Genomic DNA, 22,966 nt, shown 5'->3' with positions numbered 1-22,966 from the left:
TATAGTTTGAATTATTTTGTAAAATGAAAATAAGTATAAATATAGAAATTTTAAACAGTTGCTATTGACAGTTAGTGAAGCTACTGATACTATGAACTTTATAAATGCTTTAGTTCGATAGAGTGATAAAGGATGGTTGTCGTATGATAAATGCAGTAGTGATAGCAGTAATTTTAATGATAGTACTTTGTTTATGTCGCTTAAATGTAGTTATAAGCTTATTTATCAGTGCACTTGTAGGTGGCGTTATTTCAGGCATGAGCATTGAAAAAGTAATAAATGTATTTGGGAAAAATATTGTCGATGGTGCAGAGGTTGCATTAAGTTATGCTTTATTAGGTGGATTTGCAGCATTGATATCCTACAGTGGTATTACAGACTATTTAGTAGGAAAGATTATAAATGCTATTCATGCTGAAAATAGTCGATGGTCAAGAGTTAAAGTAAAGGTAACTATTATCATAGCTCTATTGGCAATGAGCATTATGAGTCAGAACTTAATCCCGGTACATATTGCATTCATTCCAATCGTTATTCCCCCATTATTAAGTCTTTTTAATGAATTAAAAATCGATAGACGTTTAATCGGTTTAATTATTGGATTTGGTTTATGTTTTCCATATGTTTTATTACCTTATGGATTTGGACAAATTTTCCAACAAATTATCCAAAGTGGTTTTGCAAAGGCGAATCATCCAATAGAATTTAATATGATTTGGAAAGCTATGCTTATTCCTTCAATGGGATATATTGTCGGTTTGCTACTTGGTTTATTTGTATATCGAAAACCACGTGAATATGAAACACGTAATATTTCCGATAATGAACCAGTAACTGAATTAAAACCATACATTTTAATTGTTACAATTGTAGCGATATTGGCTACATTTTTAGTACAAACATTTACAGACTCAATGATATTTGGGGCCTTAGCAGGTGTGCTTGTATTCTTCATCTCTCGTGCATATAATTGGTACGAATTGGATGCTAAGTTTGTAGAAGGTATCAAAATAATGGCTTATATTGGCGTAGTTATTTTAACAGCTAATGGTTTTGCTGGGGTAATGAATGCAACTGGTGATATAGATGAATTAGTTAAAGCATTAACAAGTATTACCGGTGATAACAAATTATTAAGTATTATTGTAATGTATGTCATAGGCTTAATTGTGACATTAGGTATAGGTTCATCATTCGCAACTATTCCAATTATTGCATCATTATTTATCCCATTTGGTGCCTCGATTGGATTAGATACAATGGCATTAATTGCTTTAATAGGGACTGCGAGTGCTTTAGGTGATTCTGGTTCTCCTGCAAGTGATTCAACATTAGGGCCAACAGCTGGATTAAATGTAGATGGACAACATGATCATATTCGAGATACATGTATTCCAAACTTCTTGTTTTATAATATACCGTTGATGATTTTCGGTACAATTGCTGCTATGATACTATAATCATAAAGAGGTGAAAGAATGACGCATTTATTAGAGACATTTGAAATGGTGATTGAACATCAAGAAGATGGTTATGTTGTTATTTCAATGCCTGTGACTGATAAAGTAAAACAACCATTTGGATATTTACATGGTGGAGCTTCGATTGCTTTAGGTGAAACAGCATGTTCATTAGGATCGGCAAATTTGATAGATACAACCCAATTTGTTCCATTAGGCATGGAAATGAATGCTAACCATATTCATTCGGCAAAAGATGGTCGCGTTACTGCGACAGCTGAAATCATTCATCAAGGCAAAACGACACATGTATGGGATATTAAAATAAAAAATGATAAAGGACAATTAATAACGGTTATGAGAGGTACGATTGCTATTAAACCGTTAAAATAAAAAAGACTGCTAGCAAGAGGACGGGACAAAATCTTTATGTCTTACCCTCGCTAGCAGTTTTTTTATGCACTATATTGCTGTAGTTTAATAAATGCTTGTTCGATGCGTTCAGAAGCTTTGCGACCGCCCATGACATTTCTACCAAATGGCCCTAATTCTAAATCTGCAAAACATCCTGCTACAAATAAGTTAGGTAACCATTCTAATTTTTCAGAGATAACAGGATAGTTACATTCATTGAGTGGTGCATTATAGTTTTGAATTAGTTGTTGGATAAGTGGTTGTGACATGAAATTTTGTTCAAAACCAGTAGCAACAAGAATTTGTTGATATGGAACAGAATCATTTTCAGTGTTAATTAAACCACCACTAATTTGAGTGATAGGTGTTTTATGCACATTTATACGACCATTTTTAATATGTTTTTTAAGGCGTAAGTACAGTTCGTGAGGCATTGATCCTTTATGACGTTCACGTTGTACAATGGCATTTCTTTCAGGCATGCTTTTAGTACTTAAAAATGAAGACATATTTTTCGGACCTAACCAACCAGGATCAGCATCAAAGTCATGTATTTCAATATCTTTATTTAGCCATAAATGAATCTTTTTATCGTCATCATGATTTAACAATTTAAGTGCAAGATGTGCAGCAGTAATGCCACTACCAACGATATGATCGGTCTTATCATATACTACTTGATCATGTTCTTTCTCGAAGATATGATTTACATTCTGTTTGTCTTTTAAAATGTCAGGCATAAACGGAATATTTGTACTGCCTATTGCAATAACGACGCAATCTGTAGTGATAATTTGTCCATCTTCTAACTTGATATGCCATTTGTCTTTTTGTTTATCTAAAGTTTGAACTAAACCTTGAACCAAGCAATCCTCTAATTGATATTGTTTAGAAGCATGTGCAATATGATCCATAAACATTGTCAATTCAGGTCGTTGATAAGGACCATAAAAAGCATTTGTATATTGGTGCTGTTTAGCGAATTGTTTTAGATGGAACGGTTGTGGATGTACGTGATGTACAATCGGTGATCTTAAATAAGGCATTTCTATTCGATTTGTATATGAGTTGAACCTTTGGCAAAAAGTTTCGTGTGGGTCAATGATTGTTAATCGGTCTGTTGTTAATCCGCTTGATAATAGTTTTTGTGCGATTGCAGTTCCCTGTATGCCACCGCCGATAATTGTCCAATGCATAATAAAACCTCTCTCTTTTTAAAGCGTAATCGTTACGATTTATAATTATTATTATCATAATACATAACGAGATGAAAGGCAATTAAATTAAAGAGATATACGTAGATAGGGCGAAGTTGTAGTCAAAGAAGTATGACTAAACTAAAATCAATGAAAAAGAGGTAACAATGTCAAAAGAAAACAGCAGTAAAATCATTCCTAATTTGGAATCATATTACTGCTGTTTGTTGTTGATTTATATTCATGACTTTGTTATATAATCTATAATTTTGTGTCTTTTAAGTCTTCCGAAATTTCATCGACTTTAGTCTTTTTAGTATAAGGCGTTTTAATATTATATGCTGCTTTCATAATCATATGACTTGAAAGAGGACCTGTAATTAATACAAAGATAATCGCAACGATTAATTGCATATTTACAAAACCTTGAGTAGCAATAAAATATAAAAACGTACCAAATAGTAATGACATTGCACCTAATGTTGATGCTTTTCCGGCAGCATGTGCACGTGAATATACATCTTCAAGTCTCAATAATCCTATAGCTGCTAGGGCGCTAATTAAAGCACCGATGATAACAAAGATAAGTGCAAGACTAATCAGTATGATTTTGATCATGTTCAATCACCTTACCTTTGTCCATAAATTTAGAGAATACTGCAGTACCTAAAAATGCTAAAATACCAATCATCATTATTACGACAATCATGTATTTAATATTTAATAAAATACTAAATAATGCGATAACGGCCATTAATTGTAGGCCAATTGCATCTAGTGCAACAACACGATCTGCGAGTGAGGGGCCTAATACAACTCGAATAAGCATCGCTAACATTGACATAACAACAATGATAAGTGCAATGACTATAATAATATTATGGTTCATTATATTTCGCCCACCTCTCTAACAATTTTTTCTAATGATGATTTAATGCTTTCAACTTCTTCTTCTTTAGTTGAAAAATCGATAGCATGAATGTATATCTTTGTACGATCATCACTTACACCAAGAACGACAGTACCTGGTGTCAATGTAATTAAATTAGACAATAAGACAATTTGCCAATCTTTTTTTAAATCTGTGTGATAAACAAAGAATCCTGGTTCATTTTTAATTGAAGGTTTAATTATAATTTTTAAAACATCAAAATTCGCTTTAATTAGTTCGATTAAGAAAATAATGATTAATTTAACAATACGATACAAAGTAATAACGTAAAATCTACCAGGTAATACTCTGTGTAAGAGGTAAACAAGAACTAGGCCAAAGATAAAACCTAACACAAAGTTATTTGTTGTGTAACTATTTGTCACAAACAACCAAAACACTGCGATAATAAAGTTTAATACTAATTGTACAGCCATGTTATTTACCTCCTAATACAGCTTTAACGTAGGTTGATGGATTGTAGAATGTTTCTGCACCAGCTTTTACCATTGGATATAAGTAATCTGCTGACAATCCATATAAAACAGTTATCACAACTGCAACGATTGCAATCGTAGTTAAATATTTGACGTCGACTTTGTTATTAAGATCATATCCTTTTGGTTGACCGAAAAAGCCTTGTAGGAATATGCGAATGACAGAATATAATACGACTAAACTTGATAATAAGACGATGACACCACTTAAATAAAATCCTCTTTCAAAAGTCGATTGAACGATATAAAATTTACCATAAAATCCACTTAATGGTGGAATACCAGCTAAACTTAAAGCGGCAATAAAGAATGACCAGCCAAGTACAGGATATCGTTTAATTAAGCCACCAAATTGTTTTAAGTCAGGTGTGCCTGTAATTTTAATCATAATACCGATTAGTAAGAATAATGCAAGCTTTACTAACATGTCATGTAATGTATAGTATATGGCACCAATCATGCCTGATTCTGTCATCATTGCTACACCTACTAAAATAACACCAACTGCAATCATGACATTATATAGTATGATTTTTTTAATGTCTGTATACGCAATCGCACCTACACAACCAAAAATAATTGTTAATAATGCCAAGAATAAAATTACGTAATGTGAGAAACTGACATTATCACTAAAGAATAAACTTAGAGTTCTTGCAATCGCATATACACCGACTTTAGTCAGCAATGCACCAAAGAATGCAATAATCGGAATAGGGGGCGCATAATATGCACTTGGCAACCAAACAAACATTGGAAAAGCACCAGCTTTAGTAGCAAAAACAAAGATAAATAATATGAATACTATATTTACTAAACCACTGTCATGAGCAGAAAGATTAGCTAATTTATTGCTTATGTCTGCTAGGTTCAATGTTCCTACTACTGAATATAAAATCGCCACACCCATAACAAAAAATGATGATGAAACGACGTTAACAAGAACATATTTAATCGTTTCTTGTAATTGTATTTTTGTAGATCCGATAACTAATAAGAAATAAGATGACATTAAGAATACTTCAAAGAATACGAATAAGTTGAATATATCACCAGTCGTAAATGCACCAATGATTCCTATTAGCATAAATAGAACAGAAAAATAATAATAAAATCTTTCGCGTTCAATACCTATTGTTTTAAATGAATATAAGATAACCATTGCTGTAATCAAAATACTAGTAATAATAAGTAGCGCACTAAATATGTCTAATACAAAGACTATACTATATGGTGCTTTCCAAGAACCTAGCTCTACGCGTAGAGGTCCATGTTTTACTACGTTAATTAAATTTAAAATCGCCACAATTAGAGTTAATAATGTTCCACTAAGTGCGACATAACGCTTTATAATAGGACGTTTTCCAATAAAGACAAGTAATATGGCTGCAATTACTGGAATAACAAGCGTTAACACAAGCATATTACTTTCAATCATCTTCTGGAACTCCTTTCATACTTTCAACGTTGTCAGTTCCTAATTCTTTATATGTTCTAAAAGCTAGTACTAAGAAAAAGGCTGTTGTCGCAAAGGCAATTACGATTGCTGTTAATATAAGTGCTTGAGGGATTGGATCAACATAGCTTTTTACGTTCGCTTCATAAATTGGAACTGTGCCATGTTTTAATCCACCCATTGTTATTAAAAATAAATTTGCTGCATGTGTGAGTAGTGTTGTTCCCATAACAATTCGTATCAGACTTTTAGACAAAACGAGATAGACACTAATTGCTGTGAGAATACCACTAACAAAAATCATAATAATTTCCACTATTCGTTCTCTCCAATCGAAATAATAATTGTCATGACTGTACCAACTACTGCACATAGAACTCCAAAATCAAAGAAAACTGCTGTTGTCATATGGACGGGTTCTAAGATAAATAGTGGTATATCAAAAGTAACATGTGTAAAGAAATTTTTACCTAAAAACCAACTTGCAATAGGGGTTCCTATACAAAATACTAATCCAATACCAATTAATATTTTGAAATCTAATGGGAAAATTTTACGCATCGTTTCAATATCAAATGCTATCGTAATGATAACAAGTGAACTTGCAAATAATAATCCACCAACGAAACCGCCACCAGGTGTATAATGTCCTGCTAAGAAAAGTGAAAAACCAAAGACCATTACCATGAAAAAGATGATAACTGCTGCAAATTGCAAAATTAAATCATTTTGTTGTCTATTCATGATTTTTCACCTCTTTATCTTGAGTTGGGCGCTTTTTACGTAATTTAATCATGGTATACACGGCTAAGCCGGCTATACCAAGTACAGATGATTCGAACAACGTATCCATACCACGGAAATCAACTAGAATAACGTTAACCATATTTTTACCTTGAGCTAAATCATATACATGCTCTTGATAGAATTTAGAAATTGATTCAAAGTGTCTATTTCCATATGCAATTAAACCGATAATAATGACAGATAATCCAACGCCTGTAGCAATTAAGGCATTAGTTAATTGGAATGATCGTTTTTCATTATAGCGATTTAAATTTGGTAAGTGATAGAAACATAATAAGAATAATGCTGTTGAAATCGATTCAACTACAAATTGTGTTAGTGCTAAGTCAGGTGCTTTAAAGAATATAAACAATACTGAAACAGCATAACCAACTGCACTTAACATAATAATGCTAAATAGTCTTGATTTAGCAAACAGAATTAAAAATGCCGCACTGAGTAATAGAACAACGATGCAAACTTCAAAGATTCTAATAGGGCTTACATCTTTAAAATTGATATTGAACGGCACAGAAAATACAGTGATAAATGTTAATAAAATTAAAGTACCAAAAATGATAACTAAATTATTACGTGAATAATCAGTAACGTAACTATTCGTCATTTTTTCAGAGTAACCTGGAATAGCTTGTGAGCTTCTGTTGTACCAATAATTGAATGTTAATTTACCAGGCTGTCGTTGTAATAGTTTTACCCAGTAACTAAATGTCACGATAAGTAATATACCAACTATATAAATTAATAGAGTTGATAGGAATGCTGGCGTTAATCCATGGAACATATGGAATTCAACGTCATCAATTACTGTATGGTTAATTGCTGAAGTTGCTGGTTCAATGATTGAATTTGTTAATAAACCTGGGAATAATCCGAATATAATTACTAATATTGCCAGAATAGCTGGTGATAAAAGCATTAAAATAGAAACTTCGTGTGCTTTTTTAGGTAATTGATCAGGTTTATATTGTCCGAAAAATATATGCATTATAAATTTAATTGAATATACAAATGTGAAGATACTGCCTACGATACCAATGATCGGGAATAAATAGCCTAAAGCATCAACACTAAATAAATTCGCTTGACTTGCTGTAAATGTTGTTTCTAAAAATGATTCTTTTGATAAGAAGCCATTGAACGGTGGTACACCAGCCATACTAAGTGCTGTAATGACTGTTATTGTAAATGAGATAGGCATAATTGTAAGCAAGCCACCTAATTTTTTTACGTCACGTGTACCAGTAGAATGATCAACTGCGCCAGTAATCATAAATAGGGCACCTTTAAAAGTTGCATGGTTGATTAAATGGAATATTGCAGCTGTAAATGCAGCAGCATAAATTTTACTGTCATCGCCGTGATAGTGATAACTAATGGCACCGATTCCAAGCATTGCCATAATCATACCCAGCTGAGATACTGTTGAAAAGGCAAGAATTCCTTTTAAGTCTTGTTGCTTCGTTGCATTTAGCGAAGCCCAGAATAAAGTGATTAGACCGACAAGAGTGACAGTCCAAATCCAACCTTGTGATGCTGCGAAGATTGGTGTCATTCGAGCAATTAAATATAGTCCAGCTTTAACCATTGTCGCTGAGTGAAGATAAGCACTGACAGGTGTAGGAGCTTCCATTGCATCTGGTAACCAAATATAAAATGGAAACTGCGCTGACTTAGTAAAAGCACCAATCATAATTAAAATCATCGCGAAAATAAAGAATGGACTATCTTGAATTTCAGCAGCATGTTTAATCATATATTGAATACTAAATGATTGTGTTGGTATAGCGAGTAAGATGATACCACCTAATAATGATAAGCCACCGAACACTGTTATAATGAGCGATTTTTGAGCACCATATATAGATGCTTGTCGTTCGCGCCAAAATGAAATAAGTAAAAAACTAGAAAATGATGTTAACTCCCAGAATAAATACAAAATAATGACATTATCTGAAAGTACGACACCTAACATCGCACCCATAAATAGTAATAAATAACAATAAAAATTCCCTAGTTGTTCTGACTTACTTAAGTAGCCGATTGAATATAATACGACTAAACTGCCGATTCCAGAAATAAGCAAACTAAAGAGTAAACCTAAGCCATCAAGGTATAAATCAAAGTTCATACCAAAATGAGGCATCCAATTTAAGGTTTTCATTACAGTATTACCTGACATCGTCGTTTGAATTAGCGTTAGCATATAAATAAATATAACGATAGGTACAGGTAACACGAACCATCCTAAGTGTATACGTTTGAAAAATTTATACAGGATAGGAATAATGAGTGCGAATATTAACGGTAATATCACCGCAATATGTAACAAACTCACTATGTTGTCCTCCTTTAAAAAATATTTATGTTATTCATTATACATGATTGATATACATCTGAAAAACGTCCGCTCTCCTTGTTACGCTTTATTTTCAGAAGTATTTAAATAAGAAGAAACGCGTCAATTTTTATTTAAAATTTTCTTTATATTGAAGGGAATAATCTTCTTTTAGACGTGCTAAACTTGCTAATGACATTTCAGCATGTTTTGTTTGTTGCGCTTTTAATTTAGATTCTAAATTTGTAATTGCTTGTTGAAGTGAATCTTCGTAACGTAATTTTTCAACATTAAAATCTCTTAATTGTGATCGTTTAGTAAAGCGTTTTTCAAAATGACTTAATGCTTTACGTTCATGGAAGAATACACCTTCAGTTTCAGTAGGATTATGTAAATCACCTTGTTTTGGATGTTTAATAACTTGTTCAACTTTAACAAGAACATCGTCTCCGTTTTCTTCAATTATTGTGACACCATAACTGCCTGTTTTGTGTGAAAATCGATACAGCTTCATGCTATTTTCCTCCCTTAAAAGTATGTTAATATATATGTATCATAACATGAATGGAGAATATAAATGACTAACTATCCACAGTTAAACAAAGAAGTACAACAAGGTGAAATCAAAGTTGTAATGCACACAAATAAAGGTGACATGACTTTTAAACTCTTTCCAAATATTGCACCAAAAACAGTTGAAAATTTTGTGACGCATGCTAAAAATGGTTATTATGATGGTATAACTTTCCATCGTGTCATTAATGACTTTATGATTCAAGGGGGCGACCCAACTGCTACAGGTATGGGTGGTGAAAGTATCTATGGTGGTTCATTTGAAGATGAATTTTCATTAAATGCATTTAATTTATACGGTGCATTATCAATGGCGAATTCAGGTCCAAATACAAATGGTTCACAGTTTTTCATAGTACAAATGAAAGAAGTACCACAAAATATGTTAAGTCAGCTTGCTGATGGCGGATGGCCACAACCAATTGTTGATGCATATGGTGAAAATGGTGGTACACCATGGTTGGATCAAAAACATACAGTGTTTGGGCAATTAATAGATGGAGAAACGACACTTGAAGATATTGCAAATACAAAAGTGGGACCACAAGACAAACCACTTCATGATGTTGTAATTGAATCAATCGATGTTGAAGAATAATACGATGATTCAACAATAAAGTATTTGTGTTTTCTGTTTATATTAAAATATTACAACCGAATTAATAATAATCAATCAAAATTTATAAGCTAACATATAAAGTAACCTCGAAAATTTATCTAACCAAGCATAGACGTCTAATATAAATCTGCTTGGATGATGAGATATAGAGGTTACTTTTTATTTTAAGTTATAGTTTTATTTTTAAAAGTACAACCGTTGAATACGCCCTTTAAATTTATTTTTATTTGATTTTTAATTACAAGAAAGCTGATATCTAATTCATTTATAAAATAATATTCGAATGATTTGATGTTTTAATTAGTCCACCATTTCTATTTATGCTATGATAATAGTGTTAAGTAAACGAAATAAGGGGTTATTAAGTTGAATAACTACAAAATTGGCCAACATATCAAGGTGCGTGTAACTGGTATTCAACCTTATGGTGCGTTTGTTGAGACCCCTAATCATACTGAAGGACTGATTCATATATCAGAAATTATGGATGACTACGTTCATAATTTGAAGAAATTTCTATCAGAAGGCCAAATTGTTAAAGCTAAAATTTTGTCTATAGATGATGAAGGAAAGCTCAATCTATCATTAAAAGATAATGATTACTTCAAAAATTATGAGCGTAAGAAGGAAAAACAATCAGTATTAGATGAAATCAGAGAAACAGAAAAATATGGGTTTCAAACACTTAAAGAACGCTTACCAATCTGGATTAAACAGTCAAAGCGATCAATTCGAAACGACTAAATGAACAGATAAATCGTACCGCAATCATACAAAGGGTCTGAAATGAAAGTTTCTATGACTAATGAATAAGATTAGTATCTATTGTTTTTAAATAGGTACTAGTCTTTTTTGTTGCATATACTAAAAATAATTATATTGATAAAATGTGATTTTATATACTAACAAGTGAGTACCAAAATTGTTGCCTAAAAATGAGTGTAATTTTAATGTTTTAACAGATTTTAAAAATGAGCATGATAATTAAAAGAATAATAATTTTATGTTTCAATTTATAAACAGATAATTGGTGAACGATAAAAAATCATGTTATAGTCAATTCAATATTTTTAAGGAGGAATTAAGTAATGAAAAGTAAATATGAATCATTGTTTGACAAAGTAGAATTACCAAATGGCGTAGTGTTAAGAAATCGTTTTGTGTTAGCCCCTTTAACACACATTTCTTCAAATGATGACGGTACAATTTCAGATGTAGAACTTCCTTATATTGAAAAACGTTCACAAGACGTTGGTCTATCTATAAATGCAGCAAGTAATGTTAGTGATGTAGGAAAGGCATTTCCAGGGCAGCCATCAATTGCACATGACAGTGATATTGGTGGATTAAAACAATTAGCAAAAGTCATGAAGAAAAACGGAGCTAAAGCATTAGTTCAAATTCATCATGGTGGCGCACAAGCATTACCAGAATTAACACCAGCTGGAGATGTGATTGCGCCAAGTCCGATTTCTTTAAAAAGTTTTGGGCAAAAACATGAGCATAGTGCAAGAGAAATGACAGCTCAAGAAATTGAACAAACGATAAAAGATTTTGGCGAGGCAACACGACGAGCAATTGAAGCTGGATTTGATGGCGTTGAAATTCATGGTGCAAATCACTACTTAATTCATCAATTTGTATCCCCATATTACAATAGAAGAAACGATGTCTGGGCGAACCAATATAAATTTCCGGTCGCAGTTATTGAAGAAGTACTTAAAGCGAAGGAACAATATGGTAATAAAGACTTTATTGTTGGATATAGGTTGTCTCCAGAAGAAGCGGAATCCCCAGGTATTACAATGGAAATTACTGAAGAGTTAGTTACAACAATTAGCCAAATGCCTATTGACTATATTCATGTATCGATGATGGATACTCATGCGACAACACGTGAAGGAAAATATGCTGGCCAAGAAAGGTTACCACTAATTCATAAATGGATAAATGGGCGTATGCCTCTTATTGGCATTGGGTCTATTTTCACTGCTGATGAAGCTTTAGATGCAGTTGAAGATGTTGGTGTAGAATTAGTAGCAATTGGTCGTGAATTACTTTTAGATTATCAATTTATTGAGAAAATTAAAGATGGACGCGAAGATGAAATTATAAATTATTTTGATCCAGAAAGAGAAGATAAACATCATTTGACGCCTAACTTATGGAATCAATTTAATCAAGGGTTTTACCCATTACCACATAAAGGTAAATAAGCTTTTCAAACTTACCACTAATACAATTGTGCATGCAATATGTTAGTGGTTTTTAATTTTTATTAATTAAAATTAACATAAGAAATTATACTTTTGACTAAGTGTAAAATTATCAATTCTTTTGCTTGTAATAGCTTAAGTAATTATGTCATTATTAATGTAAGGGTTTTCAAAAAAGACAAATTTAATGAAATTTAGTTATTGATTCATCTTTTATGGTGAAAAAGTATCTGCTTTGAAAACTAATGTAATTATTTGGATAATGTTTCATGTATAATAGTTATAAATGATGAAAAGGGGAGATATGATGACTAAATCTGAAAAAATTATTGAGTTAACAAATCATTACGGGGCACATAATTATTTACCATTGCCAATTGTCATTTCAGAAGCTGAAGGGGTATGGGTTAAAGATCCTGAAGGCAATAAATATATGGATATGTTATCTGCATATTCTGCTGTTAACCAAGGTCATAGACATCCGAAAATTATTCAAGCATTAAAAGATCAAGCTGATAAAGTTACTTTAGTTTCACGTGCTTTTCACAGTGATAATTTAGGTGAATGGTACGAAAAAATTTGTAAATTAGCAGGTAAAGATAAAGCATTACCTATGAATACAGGGGCTGAAGCAGTAGAAACAGCTTTAAAAGCAGCACGTCGCTGGGCATATGATGTGAAGGGTATTGAACCAAATAAAGCAGAAATTATTGCGTTTAATGGTAATTTCCATGGTCGTACGATGGCACCAGTATCGTTATCATCTGAAGCAGAATATCAACGTGGATATGGTCCGTTGTTAGATGGATTTAGAAAAGTAGATTTTGGTGATGTAGATGCATTGAAGGCAGCAATAAATGAAAATACTGCAGCGATTTTAGTTGAGCCGATTCAAGGTGAGGCAGGTATTAATATTCCACCAGAAGGTTATTTAAAAGCAATAAGAGAATTATGTGATGAACATAATGTATTATTTATTGCTGATGAAATTCAAGCAGGATTAGGACGTTCAGGAAAATTGTTTGCTACGGATTGGGATAATGTGAAACCAGATGTATACATTTTAGGTAAAGCACTAGGTGGTGGAGTATTCCCAATATCAGTTGTATTAGCTGATAAAGAAGTATTAGATGTATTTACTCCAGGTTCACATGGGTCTACATTTGGTGGTAACCCACTTGCTTGTGCTGCATCTATTGCTGCATTGGATGTTATTGTTGATGAAGATTTACCAGGACGCTCTTTAGAATTAGGAGAATATTTTAAAGAACAATTAAAACAAATTGATCATCCATCTATTAAAGAAGTTCGTGGACGTGGATTATTCATTGGTGTTGAACTGAATGAAAGTGCTAGACCATATTGTGAAGCTTTAAAAGAAGAAGGTTTATTATGTAAAGAAACACATGATACGGTTATTCGTTTTGCACCACCATTAATTATTACCAAAGAAGAATTGGACCTTGCACTTGAAAAAATTAGACATGTATTTCAATAATGTCAAAAAGTTGTAACAATCAGTTTGTAAGGGCTTTAAAAAGAAATACGTTATGTTACAATATGTTTGAAAGCGAAATCATTAGGTAAAGAAGAGGCGAAAAGGATCATGACTGAGAACAATAATTTAGTAACTTCTACTCAAGGAATTATTAAAGAAGCATTGCATAAATTGGGATTTGACGAAGGTATGTATGATTTGATTAAAGAACCATTAAGAATGTTGCAAGTACGTATTCCAGTTCGTATGGATGATGGCACAGTTAAAACATTCACTGGTTACCGTGCACAACATAATGATGCTGTCGGACCAACAAAAGGTGGTGTACGTTTCCACCCGGACGTAGATGAAGAAGAAGTAAAAGCATTATCAATGTGGATGACTTTGAAATGTGGCATTGTAAACTTACCATATGGTGGTGGTAAAGGTGGAATTGTTTGTGATCCACGTCAAATGAGCATTCATGAAGTTGAACGTTTATCACGCGGATATGTTAGAGCAATTTCACAATTCGTTGGTCCGAATAAAGATATTCCAGCGCCAGATGTATTTACAAACTCACAAATTATGGCTTGGATGATGGACGAATATAGTGCACTAGATAAATTTAATTCTCCAGGTTTCATCACAGGTAAACCAATTGTATTGGGTGGTTCTCATGGACGTGATAGATCTACAGCACTGGGTGTAGTTATTGCGATTGAACAAGCTGCAAAGCGTCGTAATATGCAAATTGAAGGTGCAAAGGTTGTTATTCAAGGTTTCGGTAATGCCGGAAGTTTCTTAGCTAAATTCTTATATGATTTAGGTGCAAAAATTGTAGGTATCTCTGATGCATATGGTGCATTACACGATCCAAACGGTTTAGACATAGATTATTTATTAGATCGTCGTGATAGTTTTGGTACAGTAACAAATCTGTTTGAAGAAACAATATCAAATAAAGAATTGTTTGAATTAGATTGTGACATTTTAGTACCAGCAGCTATTTCAAACCAAATTACTGAAGATAATGCGCATGATATCAAAGCGACTATCGTTGTTGAGGCAGCTAATGGTCCTACAACACCAGAAGCGACACGTATTTTAACGGAACGTGGCATTTTACTAGTTCCTGATGTATTGGCGAGTGCTGGTGGTGTGACAGTTTCTTACTTCGAATGGGTACAAAATAACCAAGGTTATTACTGGTCAGAAGAAGAAGTTAACGAAAAATTACGTGAAAAACTAGAGGCTGCATTCGACACAATTTACGAGTTATCTCAAAATAGAAAAATTGATATGAGGCTGGCAGCATATATTATAGGTATTAAGCGTACAGCAGAAGCGGCAAGATATCGTGGCTGGGCATAAATACTTACTTTGAAATATGAATTCTAAAAAAGCAGTAAGTTATTTTCTTTAGGAAAATAAACTTACTGCTTTTTTCAGTAATAATACCTAAAAACTTGTCTAGACTTATATTCTAAATATCTAGTTGAATATAAATAGTGCTATTTAATAACTTCATTATATTTGTCGGCAAAATTTGTAAACACGCCATCAACACCATATCCATTTAAACGTTGCATATCAGCTTTTTCATTTACAGTATATGGATGTACTAAAAATCCTAAATCTTTTAAATGATGTGTATTTTGTTCGTTTAAATCAGTAAAGTCAGGACCTATACCAATAGCATAAGAATGTATCTCTTTCAAACGTTGTTCGTTAAATTGTTGCAGTTCGCCTTTATCAACTAATTTTACAAGTGGTACGTGCTTATTTTGTTTGTGAATTTTCTTCAAACTTGCATCAGAAAATGATTGAATCATGACATGTCCTTTTTTTAATTTATTGTTATTTAAAAGGTGATGTTTTTTCAATGATTCCAATAATTGTTCTTCCATACCTGGATAAACTTCAGGTGATTTTGTTTCAATATAATAATTTGCATTTGGACCATAACGTTCTAAAATTTCATCTAAGGTTGGCACTTTGGCATTTTTATAACTTGCCTTTGCATATTTTGGATATTTTTTATTGAACCAGCTACCAGCATCTAATTGTTTTAATTCGTCAAGTGTATAATCCTCAACTCTACCATGACCGTTAGTCGTTCGATTAACAGTTTCATCATGCATGGCAACTAAGTGACCATCCTTTGTACGTTGTAAGTCAATTTCAATATAAGAAGCTTTTAATTCATTATGACTCTTATCATATGATTGGAAGGTATGTTCAGGTGCATAACCACTAGCTCCACGATGTGCTATTGTTGTGAAACGTTCATTCGTTAGGTTTGTATGCCATTTTATTGCCTGTGGCTTGTTTGCGATATGATTCATTTGTTCTGCACCGGCAGTAGGTACTGATAAAAATCCCATAGTAAAAACAGCAGAAGCAGCCATAAATTTAGTGAAGCTTTTCGAAGAGTTTGTCATAGTCATTGTCCTTTCATCTCTATTTTTAGTAAGACAATTTAAAAATACTATAAAACTTTCTTTATGAAAACGCTTTACACATTTATTTTACAATTTATAACATGACTGTAATATAAATTTAAAAGAATTATCAAATATTTTAGGTATTTTAAAAAATAATCCACAATTTATATATCAATGCAGAAAAATACCCACTTGCCATTTGAAATGACAAAGTGAGTAAATATATTTAAAACCGTAATTAATCTTTTAATAATTGTTTCGCAACCTCAATTTGCTGTTTTACAGCATCTTGACCAGTTGAACCGTAGCTTTGACGACGTTTTAAACAATTTTCAGGTTGTAAATAATCATAAATATCTACTTCAATACTTGAATGATGTTGTTGATATGTTGCTAATGGCACATCTAATAAATAATGACCTTGCTGTATACATTCTAAAACGATTTTTCCAACAATTTCATGCGCAGTTCTAAATGGAATGTTTTTAGTCACTAAATAATCTGCAAGTTCAGTTGCGTTTGAAAAATCTTCTTTAACAGTTTGATTTAGTCGATCTTTATTAATCGTCATCGTTTCAATCATACCCTCAAAGATGCGTAAAGAACCTTTAATTGTATGAACTGCATCGAATAATCCTTCTTTATCTTCTTGCATATCTTTATTATATGCTAAAGGTAAGCCTTTTAAAGTCATAAGCATGCTCATTAAATGACCAGTTGTTCGTCCGACTTTACCTCTAATTAATTCGGCCATATCAGGATTTTTCTTCTGAGGCATGATAGATGAACCAGTTGAAAAAGCATCTGATAATGTAATAAATTTTGCCTCATCTGTAGACCAGAAAATAATTTCTTCTGCAAAACGTGATAAGTGAACCATTGTTAAAGAAATATTATGCAATGTTTCAATAATATAATCTCTATCACTGACTGCATCTAAACTGTTTTCGTATAGACTACCAAAATTTAATAATTCTGTTGTCTCATGTCGATTGATAGGGTATGTGGTACCACTTAAAGCTGCCGCACCTAATGGATTGATATCTATCCTTTTTAAACTATCGTCAAATCGTTGTTGATCTCGTTGTAACATCCAAAAATAAGTCATGATATGATGTGCGAATGAAATGGGTTGTGCACGTTGTAAATGAGTGTATCCTGGCATAATTGTATCGATATTATTAGAAGCAATTTCTACAATTACATTTTGTAATGACTTAATTAATATAATGATTTCTTGAACTTGTTTCTTAGTATATAAATGCATGTCTGTAGCGACTTGATCGTTTCTACTACGTCCAGTATGCAATTTACCACCAGTATCACCGATACGTTTAATTAATTCATGTTCAATATTTAAATGAATATCTTCCAATGATGCATTAAATTGAATTTGGTCTTGATGATAATCATTTTGAATAGACTTTAATCCTTTTATTATTTGTTCGCTGTCTTGTTGGCTTATAATGCCTTGATTCGCAAGCATCGTTGCATGTGCTATACTGCCTTCAATGTCTTGCTCAATAAGCGTTTGGTCAAAGGTAATGGAAGCATTGAAGTCATCTACCCATTCTTCTGGTTGTGCCTCAAATCTGCCACCCCAAGCTTTATTGCTCATTACTATAGCCTCCATGTAGCATCGCATTTACTTGAGTAGGTAAACCATAGATATCGATAAAGCCAACAGCAGCGTCTTGATTAAATGCATCTTCTTTTGTATAAGTAGCTAATTTTTCATCATATAATGTGTAAGGTGATTTTCTACCATTCACGATGGCATTCCCTTTAAATAATTTAATTCTGACATCACCAGTCACGTGTTGCTGAGTACTATCAATAAATAATTTTAAGCTATCAGTTAAAGGTGAGAACCAAAGACCGTTGTATAGTTGTTCGGCAAATTGCTTCTCAATGACCGGTTTAAAGTGTGCAACATCTTTTGTCAAAGTAATAGTTTCTAATGCTTTATGCGCTTTTAAAATGACTTCGGCAGCAGGTGTTTCATAAATCTCTCTTGATTTAATACCAACAAGTCTATTTTCAACATGATCAATTCTACCGATACCATGCTTACCAGCTAATGCATTTAACGTTAAAATCAAATCATCTAACTGATATGATTTGTCATCAATTTGAACTGGAATACCTTTTTCAAACGTTATAATGATTTCATCAGCAGTATCTGGTGTATTTTCTAATGCATTTGTTAAATCGAAAGCATCTTCAGGTGGTGCAGCATAAGGATCTTCTAAAATACCACATTCATTGGCTCTACCCCATAAATTTTGATCAATAGAATAAGGTGAATCATGGTTGATTGATACTGGAATGTTGTGCTTAATTGCATAATCAATTTCTTCTTCACGACTCCAAGCCCACTCACGTACAGGTGCGAATGCTTTTAATGAAGGGTTTAAAGCTTTGATAGCAACTTCAAAACGTACTTGGTCATTCCCTTTACCAGTACATCCATGTGCAATACCGATAGAATTTGTTTTTTCAGCAATTTCTACTAATTTTTTGGCAATTAGTGGTCTAGATAATGCTGAAACTAATGGATATGCATTTTCATACATTAAATTTCCTTTGATTGCATAACTTACATACTCATCACTAAATTCTTTAGTCGCATCAATGATGTGACATTCGATAGCACCCATATCTAATGCTTTTTTATAAACGATATCTAAATCTTTACCTTCACCAACATCTAGACAACATGCTACAACGTCGTATCCTTTATCGATAAGCCATTGAACGGCAACACTTGTATCTAGTCCTCCTGAATATGCTAAAACAATTTTCTCTTTCATAAAATTCACCTCATTGTAGTTATCTGAATATTTCGTATGAACACATGATAGCAAACTTTTTATGAAAATAAAACCATTATTTTACATATTTATTCATAAAATTAGATTCGTTTATTTGTCGTTATCATTTAATGTGTCTATATAACAGTGTTTAAAAGGTTTTGGTAATATATGTAATTTGTATAAAAAATGTTTAAGTAAAAATGAGTGGTATTTAAGAATGACTCGAAAATATGTGTGGAAAGTCACATAAATATCAAATTTCTTTCTTCAATTCAAACTTGTGAATTGAATCGCAAACGTAAACTTAGTAAAATTAAGGTATTAAATGAAACAGGAGGCTTTTATAGATGACTCATATTCAATTAGATTTTAGTAAAACGTTAGAATTTTTCGGTGAACACGAATTAAAACAACAACAAGAAATTGTAAAATCAATTCACAAAACAATTCATGAAGGTACAGGTGCTGGAAGCGACTTCTTAGGCTGGGTTGATTTACCAGTTGATTACGACAAAGAAGAATTTTCACGAATTGTTGAAGCTTCAAAACGCATAAAAGAAAATTCTGATGTTTTAGTAGTCATCGGTATTGGTGGTTCTTATTTAGGTGCACGTGCTGCAATTGAAATGTTAACGTCATCATTTAGAAACAGCAATGAATATCCAGAAATTGTTTTTGTTGGTAATCACTTATCATCAACATACACAAAAGAGTTAGTTGATTACTTAGCAGACAAAGATTTCTCTGTTAACATTATTTCTAAATCTGGCACAACAACTGAACCAGCAGTTGCATTTAGATTGTTTAAACAATTAGTTGAAGAAAAATACGGAAAAGAAGAAGCTAAGAAACGTATTTTTGCAACAACTGATAAAGAAAAAGGTGCTTTAAAACAGTTAGCTACAAATGAAGGTTATGAAACATTTATCGTACCTGATGATGTAGGTGGAAGATATTCTGTTTTAACAGCAGTAGGTTTATTACCAATTGCTGCAGCTGGAATTAATATCGAAGCTATGATGATTGGTGCAGCAAAAGCACGTGAAGAATTATCGTCAGATAAATTAGAAGAGAACATTGCATATCAATATGCAACAATTCGAAACATTTTATATGCAAAAGGTTATACAACAGAAATGTTGATTAACTATGAACCATCTATGCAATACTTCAATGAATGGTGGAAACAATTGTTTGGTGAATCAGAAGGTAAAGACTTCAAAGGTATCTACCCTTCAAGTGCCAACTACACAACTGACTTACATTCATTAGGTCAATATGTACAAGAAGGCCGTCGCTTCTTATTCGAAACAGTTGTTAAAGTAAATCATCCTAAATATGATATTACAATTGAAAATGATAGTGATGATTTAGATGGATTAAACTATTTAGCTGGTAAGACAATAGATGAAGTAAATACTAAAGCATTTGAAGGTACATTATTAGCACATACTGATGGTGGCGTTCCTAATATGGTAGTAAATATTCCACAATTGGATGAAGAAACTTTCGGCTATGTTGTATACTTCTTCGAATTAGCATGTGCAATGAGTGGATACCAACTAGGTGTGAATCCATTTAACCAACCAGGTGTAGAAGCATATAAACAAAATATGTTCGCATTATTAGGTAAACCTGGATTTGAAGACTTGAAAAAAGAATTAGAAGAACGTTTATAAAATACATTACTTCAAATGATTAGTGATGTTTGAAAAGATAGGACTAGACGTTAACTATTTAAAGCATATTTCCGAGGTTGTCATTACAAATGTAAAAATGTAATGACAACCTCGTTTTTGTTTATATGCAAGAACTAGGTTACTAGCTAATGTGACAAGATGTTAAGAGAAAATTAAAGAAAAAATAACATCTGTCATACAACAATATTGTTATACTACTAGAGACTGATTTATTAACACGATTACATGTTAATGTTTCTTTACTTTGCAAATATCTTTATAATGAAAGAATAATTATCTTTAGCCAAAGAAAGGGATTGATGATTTGTCATTTCATCAAATAGAAGAATGGTTTGAGATATTTCGACAGTTTGGCTATATACCAGGATTTATTTTGCTATATATTAGAGCTATTGTCCCAGTATTTCCACTAGCACTTTATATTTTAATTAATATTCATGCTTATGGACCTATTTTAGGCATATTGATTAGTTGGCTAGGCTTAATTGCTGGTACATTCACTGTCTATTTAATATGTAAACGATTAGTAAATACTGAAAAGATGCAGCGTATTAAACAAAAGACTGCTGTTCAACGATTAATTAGTTTTATTGATCGGCAAGGATTAATACCATTATTTATTTTACTTTGTTTTCCTTTTACGCCAAATACATTAATTAATTTTGTAGCGAGTCTATCTCATATTAGGCCTAAATATTATTTCATTGTTTTAGCATCATCTAAATTAATTTCAACTATTATTTTAGGGTATTTAGGAAAAGAAATTACTACAATATTCACCCATCCATTACGAGGTATATTTATGTTGTGTGCTTTAGTTGTATTTTGGATTGTCGGAAAAAAGCTAGAACAGCATTTTATGGGTTCGAAAAAGGAGTGACAAGGTGAAAAAAGTTGTTAAATGTTTGATTTCAGTTATACTTGCTATTATCATTGTACTGTTCATACAAACTTTTGTAATAGTTGGTCATGTCATTCCAAATAGTGAAATGTCACCAACGCTTGACAAAGGGGACCGTGTTATCGTAAATAAAATTAAAGTCACATTTAATCAATTAAATAATGGTGATATCATTACATATAGGCGTGGTAACACGATATATACAAGTAGAATTATTGCCAAACCTGGTCAATCAATGGCATTTCGTAACGGTCAACTATACCGTGATGATCGACCAGTAGATGCATCTTATGCCAAAAACAGAAAAATAAAAGACTTTAGTTTGCGCAATTTTAAAGAATTAGATGGTGATATTATTCCGCCAAACAATTTTGTTGTGCTAAATGATCAGAATAATAATAAGCACGATTCAAGACAATTTGGTTTAATCGATAAAAAGGATATTATTGGTAATGTTAGTTTACGATATTATCCTTTTTCAAAATGGACTGTTCAGTTCAAATTTTAAAAAGAGGTGTCAAAATTGAAAAAAGAAATATTTGAATGGATTATTTCTATTGCAGTAGCCTTGGTTATTTTATTTATAGTTGGTAAATTTATTGTTACTCCATATACGATTAAAGGTGAATCAATGGATCCAACACTGAAAGATGGCGAACGTGTTGCTGTAAACATTATCGGATATAAAACAGGTGGTTTGGAAAAAGGTAATGTAGTTGTCTTCCATGCAAACAAAAATGATGATTATGTAAAACGTGTCATCGGTGTTCCTGGTGATAAAGTTGAATATAAAAATGATACTTTATATGTCAATGGTAAGAAACAAGATGAACCATACTTAAACTACAATATAAAACATAAACAAGGTGATTATATAACTGGAACTTTCCAAGTAAAAAATTTACCGAATGCAAATCCGAAAACAAATGTTATTCCAAAAGGGAAGTATTTAGTTTTAGGAGATAATAGAGAAGTAAGTAAAGATAGTCGCGCATTTGGTCTTATTGATGAAGATCAAATCGTTGGTAAAGTTTCATTTAGATTCTGGCCTTTCAGCGAATTTAAATATAATTTTAATCCTGAGAACACTAAAAATTAATACTTAGTAATGAAAACATCGT

At 32.2% G+C, this 22,966-nt stretch carries 23 protein-coding genes; 11 read left to right on the top strand and 12 right to left on the bottom strand.

The window, feature by feature from the left end; genetic code table 11:
- Positions 1-143: 143 nt before the first annotated feature.
- Together CD116_RS03570 and CD116_RS03565 are read left to right on the top strand one after the other, a co-directional pair.
- Positions 144-1,460: a Na+/H+ antiporter family protein gene (locus CD116_RS03570; RefSeq protein WP_047531890.1), complete on the top strand. Its 1,317-nt coding sequence runs from the start codon at positions 144-146 to the stop codon at positions 1,458-1,460.
- An 18-nt stretch (positions 1,461-1,478) separates the two neighbouring features.
- Positions 1,479-1,853: a PaaI family thioesterase gene (locus CD116_RS03565; RefSeq protein WP_047531892.1), complete on the top strand. Its 375-nt coding sequence runs from the start codon at positions 1,479-1,481 to the stop codon at positions 1,851-1,853.
- Between the two features lie 62 nt (positions 1,854-1,915).
- On the opposite strand, the gene CD116_RS03560 is transcribed toward CD116_RS03565, so the two are convergent.
- The 9 genes from CD116_RS03560 to CD116_RS03520 form a co-directional block, all read right to left on the bottom strand.
- Positions 1,916-3,070: an FAD/NAD(P)-binding protein gene (locus CD116_RS03560; protein WP_047531894.1), complete on the bottom strand. Its 1,155-nt coding sequence runs from the start codon at positions 3,068-3,070 to the stop codon at positions 1,916-1,918.
- Positions 3,071-3,331: 261 nt separating this feature from the next.
- The gene (mnhG1, locus tag CD116_RS03555) at positions 3,332-3,688 is read right to left on the bottom strand and encodes a Na+/H+ antiporter Mnh1 subunit G (protein ID WP_000590451.1); all 357 of its coding nucleotides are present in this window, start codon (positions 3,686-3,688) and stop codon (positions 3,332-3,334) included.
- The gene (gene mnhF1 / locus CD116_RS03550; protein WP_001016282.1) at positions 3,666-3,959 is read right to left on the bottom strand and encodes a Na+/H+ antiporter Mnh1 subunit F; all 294 of its coding nucleotides are present in this window, start codon (positions 3,957-3,959) and stop codon (positions 3,666-3,668) included. Before mnhF1 ends, mnhG1 begins: the two co-directional genes overlap by 23 nt.
- A complete protein-coding gene (gene mnhE1 / locus CD116_RS03545) occupies positions 3,959-4,438 on the bottom strand; it encodes a Na+/H+ antiporter Mnh1 subunit E (RefSeq protein ID WP_047424608.1) in 480 nt (159 codons plus the stop codon). Before mnhE1 ends, mnhF1 begins: the two co-directional genes overlap by 1 nt.
- Position 4,439: 1 nt before the next feature.
- On the bottom strand, positions 4,440-5,936 hold the full coding sequence (mnhD1, locus tag CD116_RS03540; protein WP_047531896.1) for a Na+/H+ antiporter Mnh1 subunit D: 1,497 nt from the start codon (positions 5,934-5,936) through the stop codon (positions 4,440-4,442).
- Positions 5,929-6,270, bottom strand: a complete 342-nt coding sequence (gene mnhC1, locus CD116_RS03535) for a Na+/H+ antiporter Mnh1 subunit C (RefSeq protein ID WP_000402803.1) — start codon at positions 6,268-6,270, stop codon at positions 5,929-5,931. The genes mnhD1 and mnhC1 overlap by 8 nt, the downstream gene beginning before the upstream one ends.
- Positions 6,270-6,698, bottom strand: coding sequence for a Na+/H+ antiporter Mnh1 subunit B (gene mnhB1 / locus CD116_RS03530; RefSeq protein WP_047531898.1), 429 nt, complete (start codon positions 6,696-6,698; stop codon positions 6,270-6,272). The genes mnhC1 and mnhB1 overlap by 1 nt, the downstream gene beginning before the upstream one ends.
- Complete coding sequence (gene mnhA1 / locus CD116_RS03525) at positions 6,691-9,096, bottom strand: Na+/H+ antiporter Mnh1 subunit A (protein WP_047531900.1); 2,406 nt, start codon at positions 9,094-9,096, stop codon at positions 6,691-6,693. The genes mnhB1 and mnhA1 overlap by 8 nt, the downstream gene beginning before the upstream one ends.
- A 130-nt stretch (positions 9,097-9,226) precedes the next feature.
- Positions 9,227-9,610 carry a kinase-associated lipoprotein B gene (locus CD116_RS03520; protein ID WP_047447693.1) on the bottom strand — a complete coding sequence of 128 codons (384 nt, stop codon included), beginning with the start codon at positions 9,608-9,610 and terminating at the stop codon, positions 9,227-9,229.
- A gap of 63 nt (positions 9,611-9,673) precedes the next feature.
- Here CD116_RS03520 and CD116_RS03515 point away from each other — a divergent pair, with 63 nt between their 5' ends.
- The 5 genes from CD116_RS03515 to CD116_RS03495 all read left to right on the top strand — a co-directional run bounded on the left by CD116_RS03515 (position 9,674) and on the right by CD116_RS03495 (position 15,355).
- Positions 9,674-10,267, top strand: a complete 594-nt coding sequence (locus tag CD116_RS03515) for a peptidylprolyl isomerase (RefSeq protein WP_047447691.1) — start codon at positions 9,674-9,676, stop codon at positions 10,265-10,267.
- 387 nt (positions 10,268-10,654) lie between these two features.
- Entirely contained in the window at positions 10,655-11,032 is a 378-nt protein-coding gene (ygs, locus tag CD116_RS03510) for a S1 domain-containing post-transcriptional regulator Ygs (RefSeq protein WP_001067295.1), read from the top strand.
- Between the two features lie 344 nt (positions 11,033-11,376).
- The gene (locus tag CD116_RS03505; protein ID WP_047531902.1) at positions 11,377-12,504 is read left to right on the top strand and encodes an NADH-dependent flavin oxidoreductase; all 1,128 of its coding nucleotides are present in this window, start codon (positions 11,377-11,379) and stop codon (positions 12,502-12,504) included.
- Between the two features lie 307 nt (positions 12,505-12,811).
- Positions 12,812-14,002, top strand: a complete 1,191-nt coding sequence (locus CD116_RS03500; protein ID WP_029549771.1) for an ornithine--oxo-acid transaminase — start codon at positions 12,812-12,814, stop codon at positions 14,000-14,002.
- 108 nt (positions 14,003-14,110) lie between these two features.
- Entirely contained in the window at positions 14,111-15,355 is a 1,245-nt protein-coding gene (locus CD116_RS03495) for a Glu/Leu/Phe/Val family dehydrogenase (RefSeq protein WP_047531906.1), read from the top strand.
- A gap of 140 nt (positions 15,356-15,495) precedes the next feature.
- Here CD116_RS03495 and CD116_RS03490 read toward each other — a convergent pair whose 3' ends face one another.
- From CD116_RS03490 to CD116_RS03480, 3 genes are all read right to left on the bottom strand, one after another.
- Positions 15,496-16,425, bottom strand: coding sequence for a glycerophosphodiester phosphodiesterase (locus CD116_RS03490; protein ID WP_047425362.1), 930 nt, complete (start codon positions 16,423-16,425; stop codon positions 15,496-15,498).
- A 241-nt stretch (positions 16,426-16,666) separates the two neighbouring features.
- Entirely contained in the window at positions 16,667-18,046 is a 1,380-nt protein-coding gene (gene argH, locus CD116_RS03485) for an argininosuccinate lyase (protein ID WP_047531908.1), read from the bottom strand.
- Positions 18,036-19,241 carry an argininosuccinate synthase gene (locus CD116_RS03480; protein WP_047424631.1) on the bottom strand — a complete coding sequence of 402 codons (1,206 nt, stop codon included), beginning with the start codon at positions 19,239-19,241 and terminating at the stop codon, positions 18,036-18,038. The genes argH and CD116_RS03480 overlap by 11 nt, the downstream gene beginning before the upstream one ends.
- A 350-nt stretch (positions 19,242-19,591) precedes the next feature.
- Between CD116_RS03480 and CD116_RS03475 the strand changes: the two genes are divergently transcribed.
- From CD116_RS03475 to lepB (CD116_RS03460), 4 genes are all read left to right on the top strand, one after another.
- A complete protein-coding gene (locus CD116_RS03475) occupies positions 19,592-20,923 on the top strand; it encodes a glucose-6-phosphate isomerase (RefSeq protein WP_047551170.1) in 1,332 nt (443 codons plus the stop codon).
- A gap of 325 nt (positions 20,924-21,248) precedes the next feature.
- Positions 21,249-21,824: a TVP38/TMEM64 family protein gene (locus CD116_RS03470; RefSeq protein WP_047551172.1), complete on the top strand. Its 576-nt coding sequence runs from the start codon at positions 21,249-21,251 to the stop codon at positions 21,822-21,824.
- 4 nt (positions 21,825-21,828) lie between these two features.
- On the top strand, positions 21,829-22,353 hold the full coding sequence (lepB, locus tag CD116_RS03465) for a signal peptidase I (protein WP_047531914.1): 525 nt from the start codon (positions 21,829-21,831) through the stop codon (positions 22,351-22,353).
- Positions 22,354-22,368: 15 nt separating this feature from the next.
- The gene (gene lepB, locus CD116_RS03460) at positions 22,369-22,944 is read left to right on the top strand and encodes a signal peptidase I (RefSeq protein WP_047551175.1); all 576 of its coding nucleotides are present in this window, start codon (positions 22,369-22,371) and stop codon (positions 22,942-22,944) included.
- Positions 22,945-22,966 lie beyond the last annotated feature (22 nt).

The organism is Staphylococcus schweitzeri (assembly GCF_002902405.1).
In the GTDB taxonomy this organism is placed as follows: domain Bacteria; phylum Bacillota; class Bacilli; order Staphylococcales; family Staphylococcaceae; genus Staphylococcus; species Staphylococcus schweitzeri.
Note: the sequence above shows the minus strand (reverse complement) of the source record. Positions and strands in the feature narration are given on the sequence as shown.

Excerpts from the sequence above, each read along its gene's own strand:
- CD116_RS03570 (WP_047531890.1), top strand. The coding sequence starts at position 144 with ATGATAAATGCAGTAGTGATAGCAGTAATTTTAATGATAGTACTTTGT.
- CD116_RS03565 (WP_047531892.1), top strand. The coding sequence starts at position 1,479 with ATGACGCATTTATTAGAGACATTTGAAATGGTGATTGAACATCAAGAA.
- CD116_RS03560 (WP_047531894.1), bottom strand. The coding sequence starts at position 3,070 with ATGCATTGGACAATTATCGGCGGTGGCATACAGGGAACTGCAATCGCA.
- mnhG1 (WP_000590451.1), bottom strand. The coding sequence starts at position 3,688 with ATGATCAAAATCATACTGATTAGTCTTGCACTTATCTTTGTTATCATC.
- mnhF1 (WP_001016282.1), bottom strand. The coding sequence starts at position 3,959 with ATGAACCATAATATTATTATAGTCATTGCACTTATCATTGTTGTTATG.
- mnhE1 (WP_047424608.1), bottom strand. The coding sequence starts at position 4,438 with ATGGCTGTACAATTAGTATTAAACTTTATTATCGCAGTGTTTTGGTTG.
- mnhD1 (WP_047531896.1), bottom strand. The coding sequence starts at position 5,936 with ATGATTGAAAGTAATATGCTTGTGTTAACGCTTGTTATTCCAGTAATT.
- mnhB1 (WP_047531898.1), bottom strand. The coding sequence starts at position 6,698 with ATGAATAGACAACAAAATGATTTAATTTTGCAATTTGCAGCAGTTATC.
- CD116_RS03520 (WP_047447693.1), bottom strand. The coding sequence starts at position 9,610 with ATGAAGCTGTATCGATTTTCACACAAAACAGGCAGTTATGGTGTCACA.
- CD116_RS03515 (WP_047447691.1), top strand. The coding sequence starts at position 9,674 with ATGACTAACTATCCACAGTTAAACAAAGAAGTACAACAAGGTGAAATC.
- CD116_RS03505 (WP_047531902.1), top strand. The coding sequence starts at position 11,377 with ATGAAAAGTAAATATGAATCATTGTTTGACAAAGTAGAATTACCAAAT.
- CD116_RS03500 (WP_029549771.1), top strand. The coding sequence starts at position 12,812 with ATGACTAAATCTGAAAAAATTATTGAGTTAACAAATCATTACGGGGCA.
- CD116_RS03495 (WP_047531906.1), top strand. The coding sequence starts at position 14,111 with ATGACTGAGAACAATAATTTAGTAACTTCTACTCAAGGAATTATTAAA.
- CD116_RS03490 (WP_047425362.1), bottom strand. The coding sequence starts at position 16,425 with ATGACAAACTCTTCGAAAAGCTTCACTAAATTTATGGCTGCTTCTGCT.
- argH (WP_047531908.1), bottom strand. The coding sequence starts at position 18,046 with ATGAGCAATAAAGCTTGGGGTGGCAGATTTGAGGCACAACCAGAAGAA.
- CD116_RS03480 (WP_047424631.1), bottom strand. The coding sequence starts at position 19,241 with ATGAAAGAGAAAATTGTTTTAGCATATTCAGGAGGACTAGATACAAGT.
- CD116_RS03475 (WP_047551170.1), top strand. The coding sequence starts at position 19,592 with ATGACTCATATTCAATTAGATTTTAGTAAAACGTTAGAATTTTTCGGT.